This is a genomic window from Prodigiosinella aquatilis (assembly GCA_030388725.1).
GTDB classification, from domain to species: domain Bacteria; phylum Pseudomonadota; class Gammaproteobacteria; order Enterobacterales; family Enterobacteriaceae; genus Prodigiosinella; species Prodigiosinella aquatilis.
Genome location: CP128857.1, coordinates 3,407,699 through 3,432,518 on the forward strand (window position 1 = coordinate 3,407,699; position 24,820 = coordinate 3,432,518).

Sequence of the window (24,820 nt, forward strand, 5' to 3'; positions counted from 1 at the left end):
CCTATTGAGCGTAAAATACTTAATCTTTAGCAAAACTGATCATAACAGAGATAAAAAAAGCCTGATCACATGATCAGGCCTGATGTAAATACCTTCTGTTCCAGACAGAAAATTAACGCCAGCGAGGATTCGACATCACAGAATATTTACCGCTGCCAAGTAATGCGATAACAATCCCGGCAAAGAAATAAACCGCCACATCTTCAGCGCCCCAGGCCCCGACGTTTGACAACATGAAAAGAGACTCTGGTTCAGCCAGCAATAGTGCCACCACCATCGTGAAACAGAACCCCAATGCAGACAAACGGGTCAGTATTCCCAAAATCATGAACAGAGGGGCAACAACCTCTCCCAGATAGACGCCATAACCGATAAAGGCTGGCAAACCATGCGCAGTCAACATGCCCTGAATACCGCTGATTCCCTCCAACAATTTATGCGTGCCATGAAACAGCATCAGGATACTGAATGACAAACGAAGAATCAGTTTTCCGCAATCCGGTCGGTTTAATAAGCTATTAATCCGGTCAATCATAATTCATTCATCCCAGTCAGTTAATGTTAACGAGAGTCAATTTCAATAGCATATAGGTTACAGCTTCAAAAATGTAAAAAATAGTAGTGCTTAACTAAAATTTAATATTGCATGGCTAATATTTTATTCAATTTAATTATTTCAATTAACAATTTTACTGCAAATAATTTGAATCAATATTTATTAATGGATTACTCTGGCGCCATTTCCGGCGTTATCTCTCCCTCTGCTGCTGACGCAACCATTCAGTTATGTTATAAGAGCGCTCTTGATGACTCACCACCATGATGAGAGCATCTTTCCATATCTATCTACCTATGACCAAGTAGGATTTATTACTATGATCACGTTTCATACTAACCACGGCGATATCGTCATCAACACCTTCGCTGATAAAGCACCGATTACCGTAGAAAATTTCCTGCATTACTGCCGTAGCGGTTTTTATGACAACACCATTTTTCATCGCGTGATTAATGGTTTCATGATTCAAGGTGGTGGTTTTACGTCGGGCATGGAGCAAAAAAAGACCAACGACCCCATCAAAAACGAAGCCAACAATGGCTTGAAAAACACCAGTGGTACACTGGCGATGGCACGGACGAATGATCCGCATTCCGCCACCGCACAGTTTTTCATCAACGTCGTGGATAACGATTTCCTGAACTTCCGTTCAGAGCAGGCCGATGGCTGGGGTTACTGCGTGTTTGCCGAAGTGGTCGACGGTATGGACGTCGTTGAAAAGATCAAAACCGTAGCAACAGGTCGTAGCGGTATGCATCAGGATGTGCCAAAAGAAGACGTTGTGATTACTCACGTGACTATTAGTGAGTAATTCCCGCTGCATGGCAACGTTATTTATTGGCGATCTGCATTTAAGCACTCATGAACCGGCGGTTACTGCCGGTTTTCTGCGTTTTATACGTGAGGATGCTTCTCAGGCGGATGCACTTTATATTCTTGGCGATCTATTTGACGCCTGGATCGGTGATGATGACCCACAACCTCTACACCTGGTTGTTGCACAGGCTTTGCAGTCATTGCACCAACAAGGCGTTCCCTGCTATTTCATTCATGGCAACCGGGATTTCCTGCTGGGCAAGGTTTTCGCTGGCCAGAGCGGTATCACATTGTTGCCGGAAGAAAACATGATAGAACTGTATGGTCGTCGTTTTCTCGTGTTGCATGGCGATACATTATGCACCGACGATCAGGATTATCAACGCTTTCGCCGTCGGGTACACAACCCATTAATACAACGTCTGTTTCTGCTGCTACCATTACGTATACGTCTGCGTATTGCCGCCAATATGCGGGCAGCCAGCCAACGAGCCAACCAAACCAAGTCTATGCAGATTATGGATGTCAATCCACAGCAGGTAATAGCGCGCCTGCGGCACTATCAGGTTGACGGCATGATTCATGGCCATACTCATCGCCCGGAGATTCACGTCATCAAGACGGAAGGCATCACCGCGCAGCGGGCCGTGCTCGGTGCCTGGCATCATCAGGGATCAATGATCAAAGTTACCCCGCAGAATATCGAACTGATTTCTTTTCCTTTCTAATCTGACGTTTTAGCGTCGTTTTCACTGAAACGCTCTTTTTCATCGTTACGCAATCGTTTTCCTTGCTATGGGCTCATGGTATGCTCTACGCCCTCGCTGGCAGAGCCCATATGGCTGGCTGGCGATGCTGCACATCACCATGCGCAATCTATAAGCGCCATGCACAATCACAGGAGCATTACAGGCATGTCATCCAACGCCGCCCCGGCCAAAATCGCCATCGTTATGGGTTCAAAGAGTGACTGGGCCACCATGCAGTTTGCTGCGGAAATCCTCACTACACTGCATCTTCCCTATCACGTTGAAATCGTCTCTGCACACCGTACACCCGATAAACTGTTCCGTTTTGCAGAACAGGCCGCGGAAAACGGCATTGATGTCATTATCGCTGGCGCGGGTGGTGCAGCTCATTTACCGGGTATGCTGGCAGCCAAAACACTACTTCCCGTACTCGGTGTACCGGTACAAAGCGCTGCGTTGAATGGCGTGGATAGTCTTTACTCTATCGTGCAGATGCCGCGAGGTATTCCAGTTGGAACGCTGGCGATCGGTAAAGCAGGTGCCGCTAATGCAGCACTGCTGGCCGCCCAGATTCTGGCTCTGCACGACAGTGCTCTGGCATCCCGGCTGACTGTCTGGCGTCAGAGCCAGACCGATGACGTCCTCAACCATCCCGATCCACGGGAGGATGCATGAAGCCTGTTTGCGTTCTTGGCAACGGCCAGTTGGGCCGCATGTTACGTCAGGCTGGAGAGCCGTTAGGTATTGCCGTTTATCCGGTTGGCCTGGATGCCGAACCAGAATCAGTACCGTTTCAACACAGTGTCATTACCGCGGAAATAGAGCGCTGGCCGGAAACGGCACTGACCAGAGAATTAGCCCGACACACTGCTTTCGTCAATCGGGATATTTTCCCTTTGTTGGCCGACCGTTATACCCAGAAGAAGTTGCTGGACGAACTGAAACTCTCCACCGCTCCCTGGCAATTACTTGCCAGTAGTGATGAATGGTCATCCATTTATTCAGATCTCGGTGAACTGGCCATCGTCAAACGCCGTGTGGGCGGCTACGATGGCCGGGGTCAATGGCGCCTGCACCCCGGTGAAGAAACCGCTCTGCCGGCCGACTGCTATGGAGAGTGCATCGTTGAACAGGGTATTCATTTTTCAGGTGAAGTGTCACTGATTGGTGCCCGCAACACACAAGGTCAATGTGTATTCTATCCTCTGACCCACAACCTGCATCAGGACGGCATTCTGCGTGCCAGCGTCGTATTACCCACACCACAGCCGCATCTGCAACAACAAGCGGAACAGATGCTTTCAGCCATTATGAATCGGCTTGGTTATGTTGGCGTGATGGCAATGGAGTGCTTTATTGTCGGAGAACGGCTGTTAATTAATGAACTGGCGCCACGGGTGCACAATAGCGGACACTGGACACAAAACGGGGCTTCTATCAGTCAGTTTGAGCTGCATCTGCGCGCCATTCTGGATCTGCCACTTCCGTTACCGGTAATCACCGCACCTTCCGTGATGGTCAATCTGATTGGCACGGCAGTGAATACTGATTGGCTGGCCTTACCGTTGGTACATTTACATTGGTATGAGAAAGAGGTCCGTCCGGGGCGTAAAGTCGGTCACCTGAATCTCAACCATCCTGACAGTACCCAATTGTGCCAGACCTTACAGTTACTAGCACCTTTACTGCCAGAAGAGTACCAACCCGGATTACAGTGGGCACAGCAATCATTATCAACGTAATCTCATAGCATAAAAAGGCGGGTACAAACGGTACCCGCTTTTGTGACGCTCGATACTATCTAAAAATCAGCCCGTATCGGAAAACGCAGCTTACGGTTGTGTGTTAAACCACCAGATGTGATTAACACTATTTTTTTAACGTGACATCATGAAATTTGGGGCTATTATTTATTCGCTTAATAAGTGATTTCTTAAAAACATAATCTTACTTAAAACGAATTGATTATTTATTTAGTTACTTTCCACCGAAAACACTTAATTAACGCATCAACAAAGAGACGTTAGGAATAAATATTTTAAAGTATCATTGTTGATGTTTTATTTTTAATATGGTTTAATTAAAATAATTCCCTTCAATTCATTTATGTGATCACCACAATATTATTTACTGACCGCCACGATATAGAATGCCGCCACACAACAGATTCACTCAATCAACATGATTTTTATCTTTTGTTCATAACTTATCCCTGTATTGGCGATAGGCCGATACTGTACTTTTTATAGTCTGTGTTCACCGAGGAGAAACAAACATGAGCACGATTCAAGAAAGCAGCCAGGTGCTTGAGCAGGCTTCCAGCTGGCGCAAGAGCGATACTGTCTGGATGCTTGGCCTGTATGGTACGGCTATTGGTGCAGGTGTGTTATTTCTGCCCATCAATGCGGGTATTGGCGGCTTAATTCCACTCATTATCATGGCTATTATTGCTTTCCCAATGACCTATTTTTCTCACCGCGCTTTATGCCGTTTTGTCTTATCCGGAAAAAAAGGAGGCGAAGATATTACGGAAGTCGTTGAAGAACATTTCGGCGTCGGCGCTGGTAAATTAATCACTCTGCTTTATTTTTTCGCCATCTATCCGATACTGCTGGTTTATAGTGTTGCTATTACCAATACGGTAGAGAGTTTTATTACGCATCAGATGCATTTATCTTCACCGCCACGAGCTATTTTATCGTTAGTATTAATTCTGGCATTAATGTTCATTGTTCGTTTTGGCGAAGCGATGATTGTTAAAGCAATGAGCGTGCTGGTTTATCCATTTGTTGTTATTCTGATGTGGCTGGCGGTATATTTAGTTCCGCACTGGAATACCTCAGTTTTTGAAAATATTTCCTTAACCAATAGCACCACAGGCAATGGTTTACTGGCAACCTTGTGGCTAGCCATTCCGGTGATGGTGTTCTCCTTTAACCACTCACCGATTATTTCTTCCTTTGCAGTAGCAAAACGCAAGGAATACGGCGAAGGCGCTGAAAAGAAATGCTCACGCATTCTCTCATACAGCCACATCATGATGGTACTGACAGTCATGTTCTTCGTGTTCAGTTGCGTACTGACGCTGTCTCCGGCCGAACTGATGGAAGCCAAAATACAGAACATCTCCATTTTGTCCTACCTGGCAAACCATTTTAATAACCCGGTGATGGGCTATCTGGCGCCGGTTATCGCGACCATTGCCATCTCTAAATCGTTTCTCGGTCACTACCTCGGGGCCAGTGAAGGCTTTAACGGCATGGTTGTAAAATCACTGCGCAGCAGAAACAAAACCATCTCCTCAGTAAAACTGAACCGGTTAACAACACTGTTCATGCTGGCCACAACCTGGTTGGTGGCAACAATGAACCCCAGCATTCTGGGTATGATCGAAACACTGGGTGGCCCGGTTATTGCCTGCTTACTGTTCCTGATGCCGATGTATGCCATTCAGAAAGTACCCGCCATGAAAAAATACAGCGGCAAAATAAGCAACGTGTTCGTCACCATCATGGGGCTGATTGCTATCACCGCTATTGTTTATACCCTGTTCGGCTAACCGGAAAGACCATTTTCCACCGTTACTGATGTATGTACCACAACGCCGGTAATCAGACCGGCGTTTCTCAAAGGAATACCCCCATGGTCAGCGTATTTGATATTTTCAAAATTGGTATCGGCCCTTCCAGTTCGCATACCGTTGGCCCGATGAAAGCTGGCAACATGTTCACGGATGATCTGGTCAGTAAATCACTTATTTCATCGGTTTCCAGTATTGTAGTTGACGTTTATGGTTCGCTGTCACTAACTGGCAAAGGCCACCACACCGATATCGCCATCATTATGGGGCTGGCGGGGAACTTGCCCGACAGTGTCGATATTGATGCTATTCCGGCGTTTATTCAGCAAGTACAGCAAACCCAGCGATTGCCATTACTCAATGGTCAGTACGACGTCAGCTTCCCATTGGAAACCGCCCTGCGATTCCAGGCGGAAAATCTGCCATTACATGAAAATGGTATGACTGTCCGTGCCTTTAACGCCCAGCAGGAGCTGTTATACAGCAAAACTTATTACTCCATTGGCGGTGGTTTTGTGGTCGACCAGGAAAATTTTGGTAAAGTCGTCACCACGGAAGAGAGCGTTCCTTACCCGTTCTACTCCGCACAAAAACTGTTGCGTCATTGTCATGATAACTGCCTGTCACTCTCCGCTATCGTGATGAAAAATGAAATTGCCCTGCATGGACGTGAAACCATTGAGCACTATTTTGCCGAGGTTTGGCAAACCATGCAGAACGGCATTCATCGCGGCATGAATACCGAAGGCGTACTGCCGGGCCCGCTGCGAGTTCCCCGCCGGGCTTCTGCCCTGCATCGCTTACTGTTCATCAATGATCGTTTCTCCAACGATCCGATGGACGGGATGGACTGGGTCAATATGTTTGCCATGGCCGTTGCGGAAGAGAACGCCGCCGGTGGCCGGGTAGTCACCGCACCGACCAACGGCGCTTGTGGAATCGTTCCCGCCGTGCTGGCCTATTACGATCACTTTATTCAACCCGTCACACCCGAAGCGTATCTACGCTATTTCCTGGCGGCAGGCGCCATCGGGCTACTGTATAAAATGAATGCTTCTATTTCCGGTGCAGAAGTCGGTTGTCAGGGAGAAGTTGGTGTGGCCTGCTCCATGGCAGCGGCAGGTCTGGCCGAGCTGCTGGGAGCCAATCCGGAACAGGTCTGCGTCGCCGCAGAGATCGGTATGGAACACAATCTGGGGCTGACCTGTGATCCGGTAGCCGGCCAGGTACAAGTGCCTTGCATTGAGCGTAACGCGATTGCCGCAGTAAAAGCGATCAATGCCGCCCGGATGGCAATGCGTCGTACCAGCGAACCACGCGTTTCTCTCGATAAAGTGATTGAAACCATGTACGAAACCGGGAAAGACATGAACGCCAAATACCGCGAGACATCACGCGGTGGACTGGCGATCAAAGTCGTGTTGTGTGAATAACACCAGGGAAGTTGTGTAACGGCAGGAAAGTAAGGAAAGTACCCGCGCCAGGGATGGCGCAATTCAGACTGGCAAGGAGGATATTATCTGGTCTTTACAAGGCCGCGCTTTCTACTGTTGATCAGGTTTTAGCAACCATAAAAATGAGTTTGACGACAAAGTGCATATCGCAGCGATAATGGAGAGATCGTAAAAACGCGATAAGCGCTCCCTATAAGCTCTAACCTCGCCATATCTGGCCCGGGTGTTTTACGCTTCTACTCATTATCACCGTTCTGACGCTGTAGATAGGTTTGTCAACAGTCTAAATAAAAGATGGCTAATGTTTAAAAGCATTAGCCATCTTTTATTAGCGGAAACGGGGAGTTACTTCTTTTCGCTATCCGGCCTGGACCAGATGATATTGTTTTCAGCCGCAGAAACATACCAATCCACTGTGTTACTGGAAGGCGGTACAATCGGTTCACTTTTAATGATTTTGGCCGGAAAAACCGGGGCTTTCTTGCGGATACGCAGTGGGGCGCGTTGTTTCCCACCACTCAGTTGCGCATTGAATGACTCCACCTCGGCATCAAACAAAACACCGTCCAACTGATGCAGACGATTTAATCCACGCAAAATACACAACAAACTACTCAGCGTAATGGATTCACCCATTTCAGCGCGCTTGATCGTGGCAATACCCAGACCGGCCCGTTCAGCCAGATCGACCTGAGACAGACGTTGCTGGATGCGGGCATCTTTTATCCTCCGGCAAAGCTCGGTAATAATTTCGCCTTCATTCATTGTGTTAAATCTCATGCTGCCCGCCATTTGTCGCCAAGGTTGAAAACACGCACATTTTATCATCAACGCCGCAAATGGTACTGACAATTACCCAACAACCTGACAGATATTGGATGTACATCAAGTATTCATAAGAAAAATGTATGACGGCTATCCGAAACGTCTGATGATGTAATACCACAAGGAATGAAAAATGAACGCCACGACTTTCCATCAACTGCTTTCTATCACAATACGATGTGTCAGGTGATCAATTCACGCCTGACACCGATCCCGATTCAGTAATCTGTTGTTTATCTCTGTCATCTCTGTTTTCGCCATTGTGGGTGAGTTATCCTGATCCTGGGATAAAATCGGGTAACATATGTTGCCTTTACACCCATAATATGACAATGGTAAGTCTGTTTACACTTTCGTTCTTATCGTCATAAATCCGCCACAATACAAATAGATAGTAGAACCATATCAGTAAAAATAGTTTAACGGGGTAATAATGAGTCAGGACAAACTCTGCCTAGATAAAGAGTTGAGTTGGTTATCTTTCAATGAACGTGTACTTCAGGAAGCTGCGGATAAAACCAATCCTTTGATTGAGCGCATGCGTTTTCTTGGTATTTACTCCAACAATCTGGATGAATTTTATAAAGTTCGCTTTGCCGATCTTAAACGCCAGATTCTGATTAGCGAAGAAACCGGCTCAGCCAGTGGGATGCGTCACCTGTTAGGGAAAATTCAGGCTCGCGTACTAAAAACCGACCAGCTATTTGACAATCTTTACAATGAACTCCTGCTGGAGATGGCCCGCAATCAAATTTTCCTGGTGAATGAACGTCAGGTGTCGCCCACTCAGCAAGAGTGGCTACGGGATTATTTCAGGCAACATCTACGCCCGCACATTACGCCGATTCTGATCTTGCCCGAAACCAATCTGGTACAGTTTCTGAAAGATGATTACACCTATCTGGCGGTTGAAATCATTCGTGGCGAGCATACCAATTATGCGTTGCTGGAGATCCCATCGGATAAAGTTCCTCGTTTTGTCGATTTGCCGCCGGAAGCTCCCCGGCGCCGAAAAACCATGATCCTGATTGATAACATTCTGCGTTACTGTCTGAATGATATCTTCAAGGGCTTTTTCGATTACGACACGCTCAACGCCTACTCCATGAAAATGACGCGTGATGCCGAATACGATTTGGTCACGGAGATGGAATCCAGCCTGTTGGAACTAATGTCTTCCAGTTTGAAACAGCGACTTACAGCCAAACCAGTACGTTTTGTCTATCAGCGTGACATGCCGGACGCGATGGTGGAATGCCTGCTGGGCAAGCTGGGTATATCCTCTTATGACTCGGTAATCCCAGGCGGACGTTACCATAACTTCAAGGATTTCATCGGGTTTCCAAATGTTGGCCGGGCCAATCTGGTTAACAAACCGCTACCACGGTTGCGTCATGTCTGGTTCAGCAAGTTCCGCAACGGATTTGATGCCATTCGTGAGCAAGACATACTGCTTTATTACCCTTATCACACCTTTGAACATGTGCTGGAAATGCTGCGTCAGGCGTCATTCGACCCCAACGTGTTATCCATAAAAATCAATATTTACCGGGTGGCAAAGAACTCCCGTATTATTAATTCGATGATTCATGCCGCACACAACGGCAAAAAGGTCACGGTGGTCGTAGAATTGCAGGCACGTTTCGATGAAGAAGCCAATATCCACTGGGCTAAGCGTCTGACTGAAGCCGGTGTGCACGTCATTTTCTCCGTACCGGGGCTAAAAATTCACGCCAAGTTATTTCTGATTTCCCGTCGGGAAGGGGAAAATATTGTGCGCTATGCCCATATTGGTACCGGTAATTTTAATGAAAAAACGGCCCGCTTATACACCGATTATTCGTTGTTGACCGCCGACGAGCGTATCACCAACGAGGTTCGCCGGGTATTTAACTTCATCGAAAACCCTTATCGCCCAGTCAGTTTTGACCATCTATTGGTTTCACCTCAGAATTCCCGCGCCCGGCTATATCAATTAATCGATCATGAAATAGCCAATGCGGCATCAGGTATTGAGTCCGGCATCACTCTGAAAATCAACAATCTGGTGGATAAAGGGCTGGTAGACCGTCTATATGCAGCTTCCAGCGCGGGTGTCAAAATCAATTTATTGATACGCGGAATGTGTTCTTTGATTCCAGAACTCCCCGGAATCAGCGATAATATCCGCGTTATCAGTATTGTGGACCGCTATTTGGAGCATGATCGCGTCTATGTTTTCCACAATGGCGGCGATAAGAAGGTATTTCTCTCTTCTGCTGACTGGATGACACGTAATATTGATTACCGTATCGAAGTCGCGGTAGAAATCCTTGATCAGACACTCAAGGAACGCGTGCTGAAGATTTTAGAGCTGCTGTTCAGCGATACGGTCAAAGCCCGCGTGATCGATAAAGAAATGAGCAATCAATATGTTACCCGTGGTAACCGGCGCAAAGTACGCGCCCAAAGTGCCATCTATGATTATATCAAATCGCTTGAGCAATCCGGAGAGTAAGCCTGACCCATGCCGTTAATGAATAGTAATACCGAGCAACCTCAGGAATTCGCTGCCATCGATCTTGGCTCCAATAGTTTCCATATGGTAGTGGCCCGCGTTGTCAATGGAGCGCTACAGGTACTAAGCCGTTTAAAACAGCGCGTGCATCTGGTCGGCGGACTGGACAGTAATAACATGTTGAGTGAAGAGTCTATCGAGCGCGGTCTCAGCACGCTGGCCTTGTTTGCCGAACGGTTACAAGGCTTTCCAGCACCCAATGTGTCAATTGTCGGCACTCATGCCCTGCGTCAGGCAGCCAACTCACAAGAATTTCTGCATCGTGCGGCTAAAATAATCCCTTATCCCATTGAAATCATTTCTGGTCATGAAGAAGCCCGTCTGATTTTTATGGGCGTGGAGCATACCCAGCCGGAAAAAGGTCGTAAGCTGGTACTCGATATCGGTGGTGGTTCGACAGAGCTGGTGATCGGTGAAGATTTCGAGCCAATACTGGTGGAAAGCCGGCGAATGGGTTGTGTCAGTTTTGCCAGGCAATTCTTTCCGAATGGCGAGATAAGCGAAAACAATTTTAAACGAGCCCGTTTGTCCGCAGCGCAAAAGCTGGAAACGTTATCCTGGGAATACCGTATTTATGGTTGGGATTACGCACTGGGAGCCTCTGGCACCATCAAGGCAACGCATGAAATTCTGATCGCCATGGGAGAAAAAGACGGATTAATCACGCCGGATCGGCTAGAAATGTTACGCACTCATATCCTGCAGTTTAAAAATTTCAAATCCCTCAGTTTGCCCGGACTCATGGAAGATCGTCAAACTGTACTGGTGCCCGGCTTGGCTATTCTATGCGGGATTTTTGATGCGCTCGCTATTAAGGAACTTCGTCTCTCCGACGGTGCTCTGCGCGAAGGCGTCCTGTATGAAATGGAAGGTCGTTTCCGGCATCAGGATATCCGGATTCGTACTGCTCAAAGCCTTGCCAGCCATTACAATATCGACCGCGAACAGGCTCGACGAGTACGGGAAACTACCGATCTGCTATATGCCCAGTGGGCCGGACAAAGTGCAACGCTGGCCAACCCACAGTTGGAAGCTATTCTTAAATGGGCCGCCATGCTGCACGAAGTTGGTCTGGGTATTAACCATAGCGGCATGCATCGCCATTCAGCCTATATTCTACAAAACACAAACTTGCCAGGATTTAATCAGGAACAACAACTGTTGTTATCGCTGATAGTACGTTTGCATCGCAAAGCCATCAAACTGGAAGAGTTGCCCCGCTTCAACCTTTTCAAAAAGAAACAGTACCTGCCGATGGTGCAGCTGCTTCGTTTAGCTACATTGCTAAACAATCAACGACAAGCCACTACCACGCCGAAAACACTGCGTCTTATAGTCAGTGACAATATCTGGAAACTGTTTTTCCCCAATGGATTTTTTACACAGAACACGCTGATACAGCTTGATCTGGAACGGGAACAGGAATACTGGCAAGGCGTGAATGGTTGGAGACTACAGATCGAAGAAGAACCAGCCTGACAAAACTGCCTGGCTGACAATGCAGTAACCAGGTAACCCGACGCCCATCAGCAAAGGAAGTCCATATCTCCTTCATCTTTCACGTTGCAGAGGTGCAGGCATCTTCAGTTACGTGGCCCATCTCCGGGCCTCGTGATTCTTCATTTTATCTGGGTTTTGTTCACAAAGTGCGATCTATCGGTGCTGTTCCCTCATAACTACCACGCTTTTACTCAACATACATTGACCACACCTCAAGCTTGTGCCTAAATTAATAACAGCGAATGTTCGCTTTCATCTGGAGAATAAAAGGTTAATGTCCACGATTACCTATAGACGACGAATATCAATCCGTCATCGACGAAGGAGTAGCAGTGTTGCTCGTACAGTACTCATGATAAGTTTTATCATTCTTCTAGGCCGCGTCACCTATTCTGCCATTGGCGCATTTTTCCTCCATCAGGACAAGCAGCAAGAGTTAGTTGAACAATCTCTTATTACTGCTGACAACGCGACTACTCCTCCCAAACGAGAATAAATACCGATCGTTTTTCAATGCTGACTCCAACTGCGGTGTTGCCTGTGCATCAGCCCATGGTTTTGTGCTGCGTGATATTTCTTCTCTTCCAGCAATGAATATCGTCCAACTTTTCCCAGTCCGGAAAAGTATTGATACCAACCAGGTCGGATCAAACGGACTGTTCTGAATAATCACCGTTGGATCACCCACTCCGCACCTGCTATAAATTAATTATCTCAAGATAGAGGTAAATAGCATGGCTAGCGGCTGGTCTAATGATGGTGCGGTTCAGGAGCAAATTGATGCCACCGTTGATGATGCTATTGCTCATGCACGCAATCAGCTTCACCACGGGGAAAGTGCACAGCACTGTGACGAATGTGGTCAACCGATCCCTGAAGCACGCCGTAAGGCACTACCTGGCGTCCGATATTGTATTGACTGCCAGGCACTGATTGATAAAAAGCAACGTTTGAACAGCGGCTATAACCGGCGCGGCAGCAAAGACAGCCAACTGAGATAGTTCGCCCAAAACGCTATCTCTTTATGAAACAGCGTCTTGAACATCTATTTACCCCATTAGCGCACCACCAGCACGGTAGTTTTTGCATGACGGACGATAGCCGCCGCATTGGAACCCAATAGATAGGTTTTTACATTGGGACGCCGTGAACCGACCACAATAAGGTCTGCTTCTATCTCATCAGCCAATTCCAGCACTTCATCTCTGGGCGTACCGAAACTGAGGCTATGAGACAGATGTTCAGGTGGCAGATCTATTGTCTTCATAATGGCATGTAACTTTTCATCAGCTTTGACTACCGCTTCATTTTCAAACTCCTTGATACCAAAGGAGTAAGCGGACATAAATGCGGAAGCATCAGGAAGCGCGTGGAAAAGATGCAGTGTTGCACCAGCGATTTTCGCCAGCATAACCGCATGGGAAAGCGCTTTTTGGGTCAGTTCTTCTTCTTCAAGATCTATGGGCACTAAAATGGTCTTATACATAACAGCCCCCTTCGTTGTTAACACTTACAGAGACAGATTATCCCCACTTTTACTGCGGCAAAACCACTTCATCATGCATTTGTGAAGCGGCTCGACATTCAGAATAAAATTAATAATAAATAAAAAACAAATAGTTATGATGATATAATTTGATAAGCGGCAAAAAGAGATTTAGGCTTACCCAGGAATAAAATTCCTGTAACAATGCTGATGACATTAACTGAGCCACTCCATTATGCCCAAAAATACTGACGACCTTTTTCTTCGCCTGTCTCGTTCTACATTTCGCCAGCGTTTTCATCTTGGTACTAAAGAGACAACTTATTGCTATGTTAAGGGTAAAAGCGTTATAGCCGAACATGCGGCAGATTTCATTGCCAAACGCTTGGCACCGGCTGAACCCGACAATGACGGCAAACAAACCCCAATGCGCGGACATCCGGTTTTTATTGCCCAACATGCCACGGCAACCTGCTGTCGGGGATGCCTGTGCAAATGGCACAATATTAGTCAACATCATCCTTTAAGCGACGAAGAACAGCGCTACATCGTCTCGGTCATTCTGCAATGGATTGAAAACGACCTGCAGCACGACTCAATTGACCGAAAATAACTTACTGTGCTTCCGCCTCCCACTCCGCCAGAATCTGCCAGGTATCTTTTACCAACAGAGTATTCCCAGGAATAATAAAATCGCGCCAGACATCATTATGTTGAGCAATTAATTGCTCGGCACTAACAGCCCGTCGGTCGGCAGTAGTATGGGCATCACCAGCAACCGTCATTGCATAACCACGACTGGCAGCATTTTTAATTGTGGCGTCCACACAGTAATCTGTAGCGCAGCCACACACTGTCAGATGAGTGATACCACGTTGAGCCAGTTCATCACTCAGTGTAGTGCGGTAAAACGCATCACAGGCAGTTTTAGTGACATAAATTGCGTTTTCCGGTTGGCGAATTTCAGGTAAGAGTTCCCATTCATGGCTACCAGGCAACATACCGTCTTCCGCATGCTGAACAAAAATGGTTTGTTCAGCCGCATCAATAAGCTGATTTATTCGGCCGACAACGATGGTCTGATGATAACGAGGCGTGGAGAACACCGCATTTTGCATATCAATCACAAGCAATACCTGCATTTTCCCCCCTAAATAATGAAATATACACTAAATAATTCGAGTTGCAGGAAGGCTGCAAGCGAAGGAATCCCGATGAGCTTACTCAGGTGTAAGTGATTCAGGTAACAAATCTGCCGGGAGCAGATTTGAATGCTGCTGGCAACGGCCCTAGGGGCGAGGCCCAAGCACGGATCGAATAATTGAGTACAGCCAACACGCATACAACGTGAAGTATGACGAGTATAAATACTTTCGTTGCACATCCGCGAGAATAATCCATGTTCCATTGGTCTTTTTGATTGCACCAAAACGATTACCCCAGCCGCTCCAAATGATAGCCTTCAGCTTGGACTGGGAATATGCGAAATCGAAGTCGGGCCGTCAAGTGGATTTATACTCCAGGCACCTGATACTCCGGATATGGCATGCGATCTGAGAGGAATATCATCCAGCAGAAACGATTGATGTGACATATCACCGGCATGTATACATAAACTGCATGCTTCATGCTGTTAGCGCGTCTGCTGAGTGAAGAGCAGGCAGCATGGGGTCGAGGGTAATGTAGACCATGCCAGTGGAGATTTTCCTGTCCACGTCACCGCGCGCGATGTCCTGGGTGGACACTGAACCATCGCAGCCAAACAGTGAGTCGTTGGCGATGGCCTTTCCCTCGTCTTTGGCCTTGAAGATCAACGACACAGTACCGAAAAGGCTGGATTGTCTGTGGCCAATCCAGTCAGCATCATTGGACGAACAAAAGCCCCCTTGAATGGTACTCAACTTGTTAAAATACCACCCATTCTGCATTTCCTCATTCATACCCAAATTACAGTATGTTAGGTCTGACAATTAAATCCTCTCCTTGTGCCATAATTAAAAACATAAGAATGGGTAATGATAAGGGAGCAATATGCCCGGAGATCGTCGCGTCGGATTAGTTGCTGTGGGTGTCAATCGAACAGGCGTCCTTACGCTTGAAGAGCTTAAAGGTGCAGCTGCAGGAGCCCATGAATTTGCTGACTGGCTGAGGCAACAGACTTTATTCGGTGTCGAACCGATAATAAAGGTAATCACTGACGACGAAGGGTCAGTGACATCGCGCAATATTCAGAATGCCGTCCAGGAGATGATCAACGACGGTGGGCTCGATCTGATGATCCTCTATTTCTCAGGGCATGGCATCGTAAAAAATGGTGATAGTGAACAGGTTCTGTTATCCGAAGTCAGTCAGTATCCTGATGAAGCCATTGACATCACCGCGACTATCAAACAGGCGCAAAAGCTCCGCATTCCCCATATTGTCATTATCAGTGATGCATGCCGTAATGCAGTTGATCCATTTGGTCCGCTTGGACAAGTCTCTGGCAAAACGGCCATTTTATCAACGTCGTTCAAAGGGGTGAGAAGACCAAAAGTAGATGTATTTTATGCAACAGAGCCCTCCCAAACCGCGAAAGAGTACAAAGGTAACGGATTTTTTACCCAGGTCCTGCTTGAGGCGCTAATTGAAAGCCCCCCAGATGTATGTGAGCAGTGGCCAGGATTTTCCACGCCCGTCATACCTACCTGGCGGCTGGAAGATTATCTCTATGAGCTGGTACCGACCCGTGCGCATCAGCATATGCCAAGTTTTGATCAATTTCCCCAAATTGATACCTCGTCCAGACAACCTCTTTTCCTGGGTTATCCAATGCCAAAACAGGCGGACTCTCCAGTATCAGTCGGTATCCCGGATCAATTTAATGCTGATTTTCTCAAGCAAGGTGAGGATGTCGACATGTTTCTTCATTCAGAGAAACAGAACCGGCTTCATGATAATGAGTTCCCCACAAAAAGGGCCAATCTCGCCAATACAGGTGAATATCGCAAAATCATTGGCCTGAAAAATCTCAAACCTTCCCCTGCACGCAGGCGTAGCGAAGCATTCGTGAAACTGACGAGTTCTCTGAATAAAAACCGTGTCATTCCTGATAACCTACTCGATGAGGTGGGAATCAATGAAGAAGTACAACGGAATCTGAAAACATCCCGCGCATCACACTCGCTCCAATTTATGACTGGCTATTATATTACTGGCGCAGAAGTGACTCAGGTACTGGATTGTAGTGGACGTTCCCTCTCAATTCAGACCATTGACCATGCCTTACATAGTGTGATTAATCTGGAAGAAGCAACTGTCAGAGCCCCTTATTCCGTTATCATCATGTTTCGTACCGGAACGATGGCAGTACTACCTATCATGTCTGGGTATATAGGAACTATCAGCGTAACTGATGGACTGATTAATACCCTGACATTCAGAATATCCAGGCTAAATCCTCTCTACGAATCCTTACGGCGGGGGTACCAGCCGCTTATTGAACAAAGACAGGCTATCGTAGCCGCGCTCGCCAGCAGCGGAAAACTTCGACTTCTCGGCAAAAGCAGCGCACAGAATATGGCTCGAGTGTCCCGTGTTGACAAACATCTTGACCCCACGCTGGGTATCTACGCGTCCTACGCTTATGTACTGGCGGGACATGACGCAAATGCAAAATCCATTTTACGGTCTTTCCAGCGATACCAGATGAACTTTACCCCATCGTCCCCTATCCCTTTCGATTGTGGGTTATTGGGCGGGGCATTTGGAGCGACATCAGCTCCATCAAGTCACTATGCACCTTTCTGCCCCATGATGAGCCTGGGCTGGTCCTTGTTTGATACCGACACAGACAATTCACCACTTCCATCCGTAGTTCTTGACGCCGGGAAACATCGGCTAAATGCAGAATGGTCAACATTCCTGATAAAGGACTCAACATCTCTTATCGAAGCGTTCATCGGAGGAGAGTTATCATGAAAATTGTCTTCATACACGGTCGTTCACAAGATCAAAGTCAGCACCATAAGTATCCGGACAAACTCAAAAAAGACTGGACTGAGGCTATGTTAATTGGCCTGAAAAAAATCGGCTCCAAGTCTCCTCAATCGTCCGATATCCTATTCCCTTATTATGGTGAGCAATTGTTCAAAGACACAGAAGGGATTACCCAGAAAAGGTTCCATGAATTGTTGGATAAAGGCGACAATGCGCCACTGCCTGGCAGCGAAGAAGAGCAATTCATTCGTGAACTAGTATTTGAGATTGCCGCACGACAAGGCATCTCACACCAACAAATTGCGGAAGAAACCACTGGAGAGCTGGTTGATAAAGGGATTCAGAACTGGCGGTCGGTATTGGCTGCATTACGACTACTCGATCATGTCCCCAGCATTGCATCGGCTTCAATCGAACTAATTACCCGTGATGTCTGGTGCTACCTGACCAACGTCGGTGCCCGTAGAACGGTGAATAGTATCGTGGATGATGCCATTCCCAAGACCGAACCCTGTATTATCGTGGCTCATTCACTTGGCACCATCGTTGCCTACAATGTATTGATGGATCGCCATGACAGAAGCAATATACGCAAGCTCATTACGGTCGGCTCCCCACTTGGAATTGAAGCGGTCTTACAACGTCTTCCCTCTGACAGCCCTCCTCGCAAAGCACCAGCGGGCGTTCCCTGCTGGTTCAATGCACGAGATGAGCGCGATGTAGTGGCACTTTATGAGATTCCAGCCGCCAGGTACCATGGATCACCCATCGTCACCAACTATAATGGTGTCCGTAATACCAGTAATAATCGCCATGGAATCCGGGAATATCTGATGGATCCTGTGGTTGCCAAAGCGATACATGACGAGCTTTGAAAGGTCTTTACCCTAAAACCGTGCTGATCAAGTAATGATAGGCAATCCCCCATTTGCTGAGTTATTTCAGTGCCTGGGGGGTCATTAACCTCTTTTTACACGTCAATTGTCTGGAATAATCCAAAGGGGACAAAGAAACCAGAGACAACCAGATACTACTCACGAAAAATCTGTCCGTCATATTTTAACCGAACCGGCATGGAGCGGTAGAAGGAACCTATTTTCAACACTCGCTCCATCCACGCATTAAACAGACCGATTGCATTATTATTCTGATGACACCATCGTGGACTAACTACGGAGACACGACCTTGAGCGCTATCCTTTTTGCCGTCCTTTCGACCGATTTAGACCTTTCCTCTCAAATTCCCGCTGGGAAACAGGTTATGAAAAGGACGAAACCGTTGATTCAGTCATTGGAAGCATCGGATACTTTTTTATATTTCATGGAAGTGATTTATTTTCGCTGGTCGAACAATATTATCGTTCTCAGTCTGCCAGAAAATCCGCATTATCTCATGTAAGCCAATCGCCAAAATCTCAAGTGGTAGTTATCACCAATAGCATTGAAGAAATCCGCCCCGGAACCAAAAATACATCCGCGATGACTGGCTGCTACAGGTTCTGAATCACTTCAGGCATATACTCCAAACCCACTCAAAAACCCAAAACGAAAACGGGCTAGCCTAAGCTAACCCGTTGAATTTTTTGGCGGAGGAGTAGAGATTCGAACTCTAGAACGCTTTCGCGTCGCCGGTTTTCAAGACCGGTGCCTTCAACCACTCGGCCACTCCTCCGCAACGAGGCGAACTATAAACAGAGTGCCGGATATTGTAAAGTCACAACCGGTTTAATTGTCTGAAAAATAGCCTATCAAGCATTAACCGAGTGTAAAATCACCACAGTGGTCATATTTATAGCGGAATGCAGCGTAAAGAAGGGTAAAACGGCTTTGATAACTCAGAGCAACTATCTACTCTTTCAGAATTGAACAATAACACCCTGCAAGAGAGCCGCTACTATGGAACGTATTATTGTATCTTCAAAACGTGAACGCTCACTGCTCAGCACTCACACGGTGTTGCGTAACACCTATTTTCTTCTGTCGCTGACACTGGGTTTTTCTGCGATCACCGCAACACTCAGTACCGTTTTCAACCTCCCCGCACCGGGTTTTCTATTAATGCTGGTCGGTTTTTACGGACTGATATTTTTAACCTACAGACTAGCTAACAGCCCAGCAGGAATTTTGTCCACCTTCGCCTTGACCGGTTTCATGGGATACACCTTAGGCCCATTGCTCAGTACACTGATTGCGGCAGGTGCCAGCGACATTATCATGCTGGCATTGGGAGGAACCGCACTAGTGTTCTTCTGTTGCTCCGCCTATGTACTGACAACCCGGAAAGATATGTCATTCCTGTCAGGAATGATGATGACCGGTTTCGTCGTGCTGCTGGTTGCTGTTATCGCCAATCTGTTCTTGCATATTCCGGCATTGCATCTGGCTATCAGCGCAATGTTTATTCTGTTCTCCGCAGGGGCTATCCTTTGGGAAACAAGTAACATTATTCATGGTGGTGAAACAAATTATATCCGCGCCACAGTCAGCTTGTATGTGTCCATTTATAACATTTTTGTCAGCCTGCTGAGTCTGCTGGGAATGTCACGAAGCAACTAACTCAATTATCAAATGATATACGGCCCCACTTCGGTGGGGTTTTTCGTTTGTTTTCATCAATCATGTTGAGGTGAATAAAAGTTTGCTAGACTAACCGCGTCTTAATGCCATGCAGAGGTCATATGCTAACGTTTGAAAACCGTGTGATTGAAACTGATGCTCAAGGTTATCTGAAGAACAGTGGTGACTGGGAGGAAGCGTTAGCGCCAATACTGGCAGAACAAGAGGGTATTGCGCTTACTGATGCACACTGGGAAGTGGTGCGTTTTGTTCGCACCTTCTATGAGGAGTTCAATACTTCGCCCGCCATCCGTATGCTGGTTAAGGCAATGGCACAAAAATATGATGAAGAAAAAGGCAACAGCCGTTACCTCTATCGACTGTTTCCCAAAGGTCCAGCCAAGCAAGCCACAAAAATTGCCGGATTGCCGAAACCAGTCAAATGTATCTGATCTTAATAACGAATTTTAAAACCCGAGTAATCCACTTTGCCATGCGGTTCAGTTAACACTTTATCAACGCGTGCGTGGCGAGGCCCTCCCTGCTGAAGCCATTCGATGAATTCTTCCACCGCTTTTCGCTCACCGCAGGCGACAACTTCCACACTGCCATCATCACAATTCCTGGCGTAACCCGCTATACCTAGATGCTGAGCCTGCATCTGAGTGTGATAACGAAACCCAACCCCCTGCACCATGCCATAAACATAAGCGATAACTGCTACTGTTGACATATTGCCCCCCACATCATCGGAAAATAACGCACTGTTCACGCATTTATAACGTCATGAGTCATACTACTAAATAGAATGGGTTCGTTGGCAAAAGCTGTCCAGGTAGAGAAAAGAACCCAACACCTGATGACTTGAAAAATACGTACCATCCCCCACTTAAGGTAGGTAATACGTTCCTCAGGAGGTTATATGATTAACTGTAAATTTACCATCGGACAGCAGATTCGTCATAGGCTACTGGGATATCCCGGCGTAGTGATCGATATCGATCCCGAATACTCGCTGAAAAAACCAGCGTGGGAAGAAATTGCCGCCAATGACACATTGCGCACGGCGCCCTGGTATCATGTGGTGATGGAAGATGAGTTTGGTCGGCCTATTCACACCTATCTGGCGGAGGCTCAGTTGATTAGCGAGGGGCCCGAACAGGAAGAACATCCCTCTCTGGATGAGTTGGCCGAAACCATAAAACGCCAGGCGCCACATTTATTGCATTGATAATCTGACCATCTTATTGATCACTGTCCTGTCAGCCATCAAATACTGTCAGTTATTTTTCTAACCCCAGACGCGGAATTTCGATTTTAGGGCAACGATCCATAATTACCGTCATCCCTGCATCTTGCGCCAAGATCGCCGCTTGTTCATTGATTACCCCGATCTGCAACCATAACACGTTAGCACGGATAGCAATCGCTTCTTTGACTATCTCATAGGCTGCCTCTGACTGACGAAAGACATCCACCATATCAACGGGCTGGGGTATCTCATCTAAACTGGCGTAAACAGGTTGTCCCAGCAATTCTTGACCAGACAGTATGGGATTTACCGGAATAACCTGATACCCCTGACCAAGCAAGTAAGCCATAACACCATAGCTTGGACGCGTTGTTTTATGACTGGCGCCGACCAGAGCGATAGTTTTAACTGTTTTGAGTACCAATTCAATATCGTGATCTTTCATGTTTACTCCGTGCTATAGCGTCAACAGATATTAAGTGTATCTTACAACCCCGGATCCAGGGCGCGGATTAGCGGGTACTAAGTGTTGATAACAATAATGCATTGGGTTGAAAAACCATCCTGAAATTACTTATGGATTCAAATTTAAGATATTGAGATCTCGGCCGGTGACCTATAAATACCCGACGGCGTCTCCTGATATGAATAAAGAAAAAAGATAATCAATAAGCTTGCTGATTTTGCAGGCAAAAATTACTGTTTTTGGAAAGATGTTCTCATTTTTTTTGTTTACCTCTTTGAACTAAAACCCTGTTTCCGTAATCTGTGCAAACTATACTGCTTTAAGGATGTCACCATGGAGTTCACTACCCGCACAATCGAAGCGCATAAGCACATTGCGCTGGTTGCGCACGATCACTGTAAACAAGCATTGCTGGATTGGGTCAGCACCAATAAAACCCAACTGGCTGAACACCACCTGTATGCTACTGGCACCACTGGTCACTTGGTTCAACTGCATACTGGCCTGCCAGTAAAAAGCATGATGAGCGGGCCGATGGGTGGAGATCAACAAGTAGGTGCATTGATCTCTGAGGGTAAAATCGACATGATGATTTTCTTCTGGGATCCTCTCAACGCGGTTCCGCACGATCCAGACGTCAAAGCATTACTTCGTTTGGCGACAGTGTGGAACATTCCGGTAGCCAACAACCGTTCTACAGCGGATTTTTTAATCAACTCAGATCTGTTCAAGAAACAAGTAACAATAGCTATTCCCGATTACCAACGCTACTTGCAAGAACGCTTGAAATAACGGCCTGAAGCAAATGGGCGACATCTGTTGTTTGCCGCCCATCTGTCCATTAACTAGCCTTTCGTTGCAAAGGTACGCCCAATTGATGGAGCTGTTCGACGAATAACGACGGATTATCGCGATCATATAGCAACCATACTTTATGCCTGGCGCGTGTCAGTGCTACATACAGTAACCGTCGTTCTTCCGCATGTGGAAAACTTTCGAGTTTGGGCAACAAAACTTCTTCCAGCACCGACTCACGATCTGGCGCAGGAAACCCGTCTTTACCTTCATGCAGCCCAACGATGATAACGTAGTCAGCCTGTTGTCCTTTGCTGGCATGCATGGTCATAAAATCTATCGACAGATTAGGCCAACGCGTCGTTGCTTTTGACAATACAGCAGGACGTAAATGATGGTAACGAGCCAGTACAAGAATACGTTCGTCACTTTTCACGTAACCGCTCATTTTGTCCAACAATGCCTCAAACTGCCCATCAGGTAACAGCGTAATAGCCTTCTTGTTGCCGTCTCTCAGGCTGTTAAGCGATTTTTTAATCTGACCGGGATTTTGCTGAATAAACTGGTTGGCCATTTCACCAATTCGGCGATTAAAACGGTAAGTGGTATCCAGAGCACACTGTGCTCCAATACCAAAATGCGTTTCAAATGCGGTGGTTAATGCCAGTTCAGCGCCACTGAAACGGTAAATAGCCTGCCAATCATCCCCTACAGCAAACAGGCAGGTTTCGCTGTTCTGGCGCCGGAATGCCGATAACAGTTGAGCCCGCTGAGGCGAAATATCCTGAAATTCATCGACCAGAATATGCTTCCAGGGACTGATAAAACGGCCTTTATCCAGAAAATTTACCGCTTGATGAATTAATCCGGAAAAATCTACCGCACCTTGTTCTTTCAGCGCTTTTTTCCAGGCCTTAAGTAAAGGCGCCATCAAACGCATTCGCTGTTGGAACAAGGGTCTGATTTCCTCATTGGCCTGTGCAACCATGTCACTTTGCGTGCCGCCATGCATACGGATTAATCCCAGCCAACGTTCCAGACGCCCCGCCAACCTCTCAGCCAGCACGCGATCGTGCCAGAAATCACCTTCCGGTATTTCCCAACTCAGTTCTTCTGTCAGCCATTGACGCCATCCTTTAGCCTGCACTTTTTTCTCAGCACATTGTTGCTGCCAGTGCTGAATCAAAAACTCTCGGCGACGTACACCGTTCGTCTCCAATTCACTGATCGTCGGTACATTACGGCTGCACTGTCGGATAATATGCAATGCCAACCCATGAAACGTTTTGGCCTGAATATCCTCAGTATGCAAACGAGTTTGAATACGTTCATTCATCTCTTGCGCCGCCTGTCGACCAAATGCGAGCAACAATATCTGTTCCGGTAATGCCTCGCCACGGTGCATCAACCAGGCTGCACGGGCTACCAATACCGATGTTTTTCCGCTACCGGCCCCCGCCAGCACCAGTACCGCCTCCTCGCCATTTACAACAGCCTGGCACTGCATAATATTCAACGGAGATGTTTCAACCGTGTCAAAAAAGGATTTCTGCTGTTCCAGCATACGTTGTACCCAGCGCTGGTTGGCTTTCTCTCGTTGTTGCGACCCTTTCTCCAGCCATTGTTGACAGCACAAGTAGCTTTCCCGACACGAATCAAATTCACTCAGTCGCTCCAACGGGATAGGTAAAGAAGAAAATGCCTGGCGAATTGTGTTCTGTAACTGCACCAGCGCCTTACGAGTCAACCACCGGTCACGCGTTTCCAATGTTTGAATAACATCGACCTGTTGCTGCAACACGCCAGCACTGACCTGACTCATATCGTCACTCCAGCACTGCCAGGCCTGCAAAACGTAGCGATAAAACCGCTGGGTTTCCTGCCATTCAGTACCATGAAGGCGCACAACCTGATGATCAGGCACTTCAAATTCCAGCTCTCCCCAGATCACACCCTTTTTGCATCGAATTGCCAATAGCTGATTAAACGGAATAAGGTATTCATGCTTATCACCGCTGACTTTCACACCTGCATTAAGCAATCTCACCCGATTATAGGGATGCTGCGCCAGATGCTTACCTAAAGAAGTTGATTTAAGTTCCATAACCTCTGCGCTATACCTTGTGAGACATTGTGTCGTTCATGGCTGTAGTTTAACCGGTATATCACTTCACGCTATAGCCATAAAAACAGGTTAGGATATCCTGACTGTTAATGTGATAATTCGTTCTTCATCATAGAGTTTGG

Annotated in this window: 26 protein-coding genes and 1 tRNA gene; 18 read left to right on the forward strand and 9 right to left on the reverse strand. The window is 46.9% G+C overall.

What is annotated here, in order from left to right; genetic code table 11:
- Window positions 1–112: 112 nt before the first annotated feature.
- Window positions 113–535, reverse strand: coding sequence for a DoxX family protein (locus PCO85_15800; protein WJV52678.1), 423 nt, complete (start codon window positions 533–535; stop codon window positions 113–115).
- Between the two features lie 340 nt (window positions 536–875).
- Between PCO85_15800 and ppiB the strand changes: the two genes are divergently transcribed.
- The 6 genes from ppiB to PCO85_15830 all read left to right on the forward strand — a co-directional run bounded on the left by ppiB (window position 876) and on the right by PCO85_15830 (window position 7,137).
- On the forward strand, window positions 876–1,370 hold the full coding sequence (ppiB, locus tag PCO85_15805) for a peptidylprolyl isomerase B (GenBank protein ID WJV52679.1): 495 nt from the start codon (window positions 876–878) through the stop codon (window positions 1,368–1,370).
- Between the two features lie 10 nt (window positions 1,371–1,380).
- A complete protein-coding gene (gene lpxH / locus PCO85_15810; protein WJV52680.1) occupies window positions 1,381–2,103 on the forward strand; it encodes a UDP-2,3-diacylglucosamine diphosphatase in 723 nt (240 codons plus the stop codon).
- A 186-nt stretch (window positions 2,104–2,289) separates the two neighbouring features.
- Window positions 2,290–2,799 carry a 5-(carboxyamino)imidazole ribonucleotide mutase gene (gene purE / locus PCO85_15815; GenBank protein ID WJV52681.1) on the forward strand — a complete coding sequence of 170 codons (510 nt, stop codon included), beginning with the start codon at window positions 2,290–2,292 and terminating at the stop codon, window positions 2,797–2,799.
- A complete protein-coding gene (purK, locus tag PCO85_15820; protein ID WJV52682.1) occupies window positions 2,796–3,866 on the forward strand; it encodes a 5-(carboxyamino)imidazole ribonucleotide synthase in 1,071 nt (356 codons plus the stop codon). The genes purE and purK overlap by 4 nt, the downstream gene beginning before the upstream one ends.
- A 533-nt stretch (window positions 3,867–4,399) precedes the next feature.
- Window positions 4,400–5,683 carry an HAAAP family serine/threonine permease gene (locus tag PCO85_15825; GenBank protein ID WJV52683.1) on the forward strand — a complete coding sequence of 428 codons (1,284 nt, stop codon included), beginning with the start codon at window positions 4,400–4,402 and terminating at the stop codon, window positions 5,681–5,683.
- Between the two features lie 83 nt (window positions 5,684–5,766).
- On the forward strand, window positions 5,767–7,137 hold the full coding sequence (locus tag PCO85_15830) for an L-serine ammonia-lyase (GenBank protein ID WJV52684.1): 1,371 nt from the start codon (window positions 5,767–5,769) through the stop codon (window positions 7,135–7,137).
- 366 nt (window positions 7,138–7,503) lie between these two features.
- On the opposite strand, the gene PCO85_15835 is transcribed toward PCO85_15830, so the two are convergent.
- Window positions 7,504–7,938: a helix-turn-helix transcriptional regulator gene (locus tag PCO85_15835; GenBank protein ID WJV52685.1), complete on the reverse strand. Its 435-nt coding sequence runs from the start codon at window positions 7,936–7,938 to the stop codon at window positions 7,504–7,506.
- Window positions 7,939–8,416: 478 nt separating this feature from the next.
- Between PCO85_15835 and ppk1 the strand changes: the two genes are divergently transcribed.
- The 4 genes from ppk1 to PCO85_15855 all read left to right on the forward strand — a co-directional run bounded on the left by ppk1 (window position 8,417) and on the right by PCO85_15855 (window position 13,041).
- A complete protein-coding gene (ppk1, locus tag PCO85_15840) occupies window positions 8,417–10,480 on the forward strand; it encodes a polyphosphate kinase 1 (protein WJV52686.1) in 2,064 nt (687 codons plus the stop codon).
- Between the two features lie 9 nt (window positions 10,481–10,489).
- Entirely contained in the window at window positions 10,490–12,019 is a 1,530-nt protein-coding gene (ppx, locus tag PCO85_15845; GenBank protein WJV52687.1) for an exopolyphosphatase, read from the forward strand.
- A 295-nt stretch (window positions 12,020–12,314) separates the two neighbouring features.
- A complete protein-coding gene (locus PCO85_15850; protein WJV52688.1) occupies window positions 12,315–12,536 on the forward strand; it encodes a YfgG family protein in 222 nt (73 codons plus the stop codon).
- 238 nt (window positions 12,537–12,774) lie between these two features.
- On the forward strand, window positions 12,775–13,041 hold the full coding sequence (locus PCO85_15855; protein WJV52689.1) for a DksA/TraR family C4-type zinc finger protein: 267 nt from the start codon (window positions 12,775–12,777) through the stop codon (window positions 13,039–13,041).
- A gap of 56 nt (window positions 13,042–13,097) precedes the next feature.
- Here PCO85_15855 and PCO85_15860 read toward each other — a convergent pair whose 3' ends face one another.
- A complete protein-coding gene (locus PCO85_15860; GenBank protein WJV52690.1) occupies window positions 13,098–13,526 on the reverse strand; it encodes a universal stress protein in 429 nt (142 codons plus the stop codon).
- 235 nt (window positions 13,527–13,761) lie between these two features.
- Between PCO85_15860 and PCO85_15865 the strand changes: the two genes are divergently transcribed.
- Entirely contained in the window at window positions 13,762–14,139 is a 378-nt protein-coding gene (locus PCO85_15865; protein ID WJV52691.1) for a DUF4186 domain-containing protein, read from the forward strand.
- A 1-nt stretch (window position 14,140) separates the two neighbouring features.
- On the opposite strand, the gene PCO85_15870 is transcribed toward PCO85_15865, so the two are convergent.
- A complete protein-coding gene (locus PCO85_15870) occupies window positions 14,141–14,668 on the reverse strand; it encodes an isochorismatase family protein (GenBank protein WJV52692.1) in 528 nt (175 codons plus the stop codon).
- A 483-nt stretch (window positions 14,669–15,151) separates the two neighbouring features.
- Window positions 15,152–15,496, reverse strand: a complete 345-nt coding sequence (locus PCO85_15875) for a hypothetical protein (GenBank protein ID WJV52693.1) — start codon at window positions 15,494–15,496, stop codon at window positions 15,152–15,154.
- 61 nt (window positions 15,497–15,557) lie between these two features.
- On the opposite strand from PCO85_15875, the gene PCO85_15880 reads away from it, so the two are divergent.
- From PCO85_15880 to PCO85_15890, 3 genes are all read left to right on the forward strand, one after another.
- Window positions 15,558–17,486, forward strand: coding sequence for a caspase family protein (locus PCO85_15880; protein WJV52694.1), 1,929 nt, complete (start codon window positions 15,558–15,560; stop codon window positions 17,484–17,486).
- On the forward strand, window positions 17,483–18,379 hold the full coding sequence (locus tag PCO85_15885) for a hypothetical protein (protein ID WJV52695.1): 897 nt from the start codon (window positions 17,483–17,485) through the stop codon (window positions 18,377–18,379). Before PCO85_15880 ends, PCO85_15885 begins: the two co-directional genes overlap by 4 nt.
- Before the next feature lie 386 nt (window positions 18,380–18,765).
- The gene (locus tag PCO85_15890; GenBank protein WJV52696.1) at window positions 18,766–18,903 is read left to right on the forward strand and encodes a hypothetical protein; all 138 of its coding nucleotides are present in this window, start codon (window positions 18,766–18,768) and stop codon (window positions 18,901–18,903) included.
- A 185-nt stretch (window positions 18,904–19,088) separates the two neighbouring features.
- On the opposite strand, the gene PCO85_15895 is transcribed toward PCO85_15890, so the two are convergent.
- Window positions 19,089–19,176 (reverse strand) — tRNA-Ser (locus tag PCO85_15895).
- 224 nt (window positions 19,177–19,400) lie between these two features.
- On the opposite strand from PCO85_15895, the gene yccA reads away from it, so the two are divergent.
- Together yccA and tusE are read left to right on the forward strand one after the other, a co-directional pair.
- Window positions 19,401–20,060 (forward strand): FtsH protease modulator YccA, encoded by a 660-nt coding sequence (gene yccA / locus PCO85_15900; protein WJV52697.1) that lies wholly within the window; start codon window positions 19,401–19,403, stop codon window positions 20,058–20,060.
- Between the two features lie 122 nt (window positions 20,061–20,182).
- Window positions 20,183–20,512, forward strand: coding sequence for a sulfurtransferase TusE (gene tusE / locus PCO85_15905; GenBank protein WJV52698.1), 330 nt, complete (start codon window positions 20,183–20,185; stop codon window positions 20,510–20,512).
- A gap of 2 nt (window positions 20,513–20,514) precedes the next feature.
- Here the strand turns inward: tusE and yccX are convergent, their stop codons facing one another.
- Window positions 20,515–20,793, reverse strand: a complete 279-nt coding sequence (gene yccX / locus PCO85_15910; GenBank protein WJV52699.1) for an acylphosphatase — start codon at window positions 20,791–20,793, stop codon at window positions 20,515–20,517.
- A gap of 189 nt (window positions 20,794–20,982) precedes the next feature.
- Between yccX and hspQ the strand changes: the two genes are divergently transcribed.
- Entirely contained in the window at window positions 20,983–21,291 is a 309-nt protein-coding gene (hspQ, locus tag PCO85_15915; protein ID WJV52700.1) for a heat shock protein HspQ, read from the forward strand.
- A 52-nt stretch (window positions 21,292–21,343) separates the two neighbouring features.
- Here the strand turns inward: hspQ and PCO85_15920 are convergent, their stop codons facing one another.
- Window positions 21,344–21,757 carry a CoA-binding protein gene (locus PCO85_15920; GenBank protein ID WJV52701.1) on the reverse strand — a complete coding sequence of 138 codons (414 nt, stop codon included), beginning with the start codon at window positions 21,755–21,757 and terminating at the stop codon, window positions 21,344–21,346.
- 354 nt (window positions 21,758–22,111) lie between these two features.
- Here PCO85_15920 and PCO85_15925 point away from each other — a divergent pair, with 354 nt between their 5' ends.
- Window positions 22,112–22,570, forward strand: a complete 459-nt coding sequence (locus PCO85_15925; protein ID WJV52702.1) for a methylglyoxal synthase — start codon at window positions 22,112–22,114, stop codon at window positions 22,568–22,570.
- Between the two features lie 49 nt (window positions 22,571–22,619).
- Here PCO85_15925 and helD read toward each other — a convergent pair whose 3' ends face one another.
- A complete protein-coding gene (gene helD, locus PCO85_15930; protein WJV52703.1) occupies window positions 22,620–24,677 on the reverse strand; it encodes a DNA helicase IV in 2,058 nt (685 codons plus the stop codon).
- Window positions 24,678–24,820: the final 143 nt, after the last annotated feature.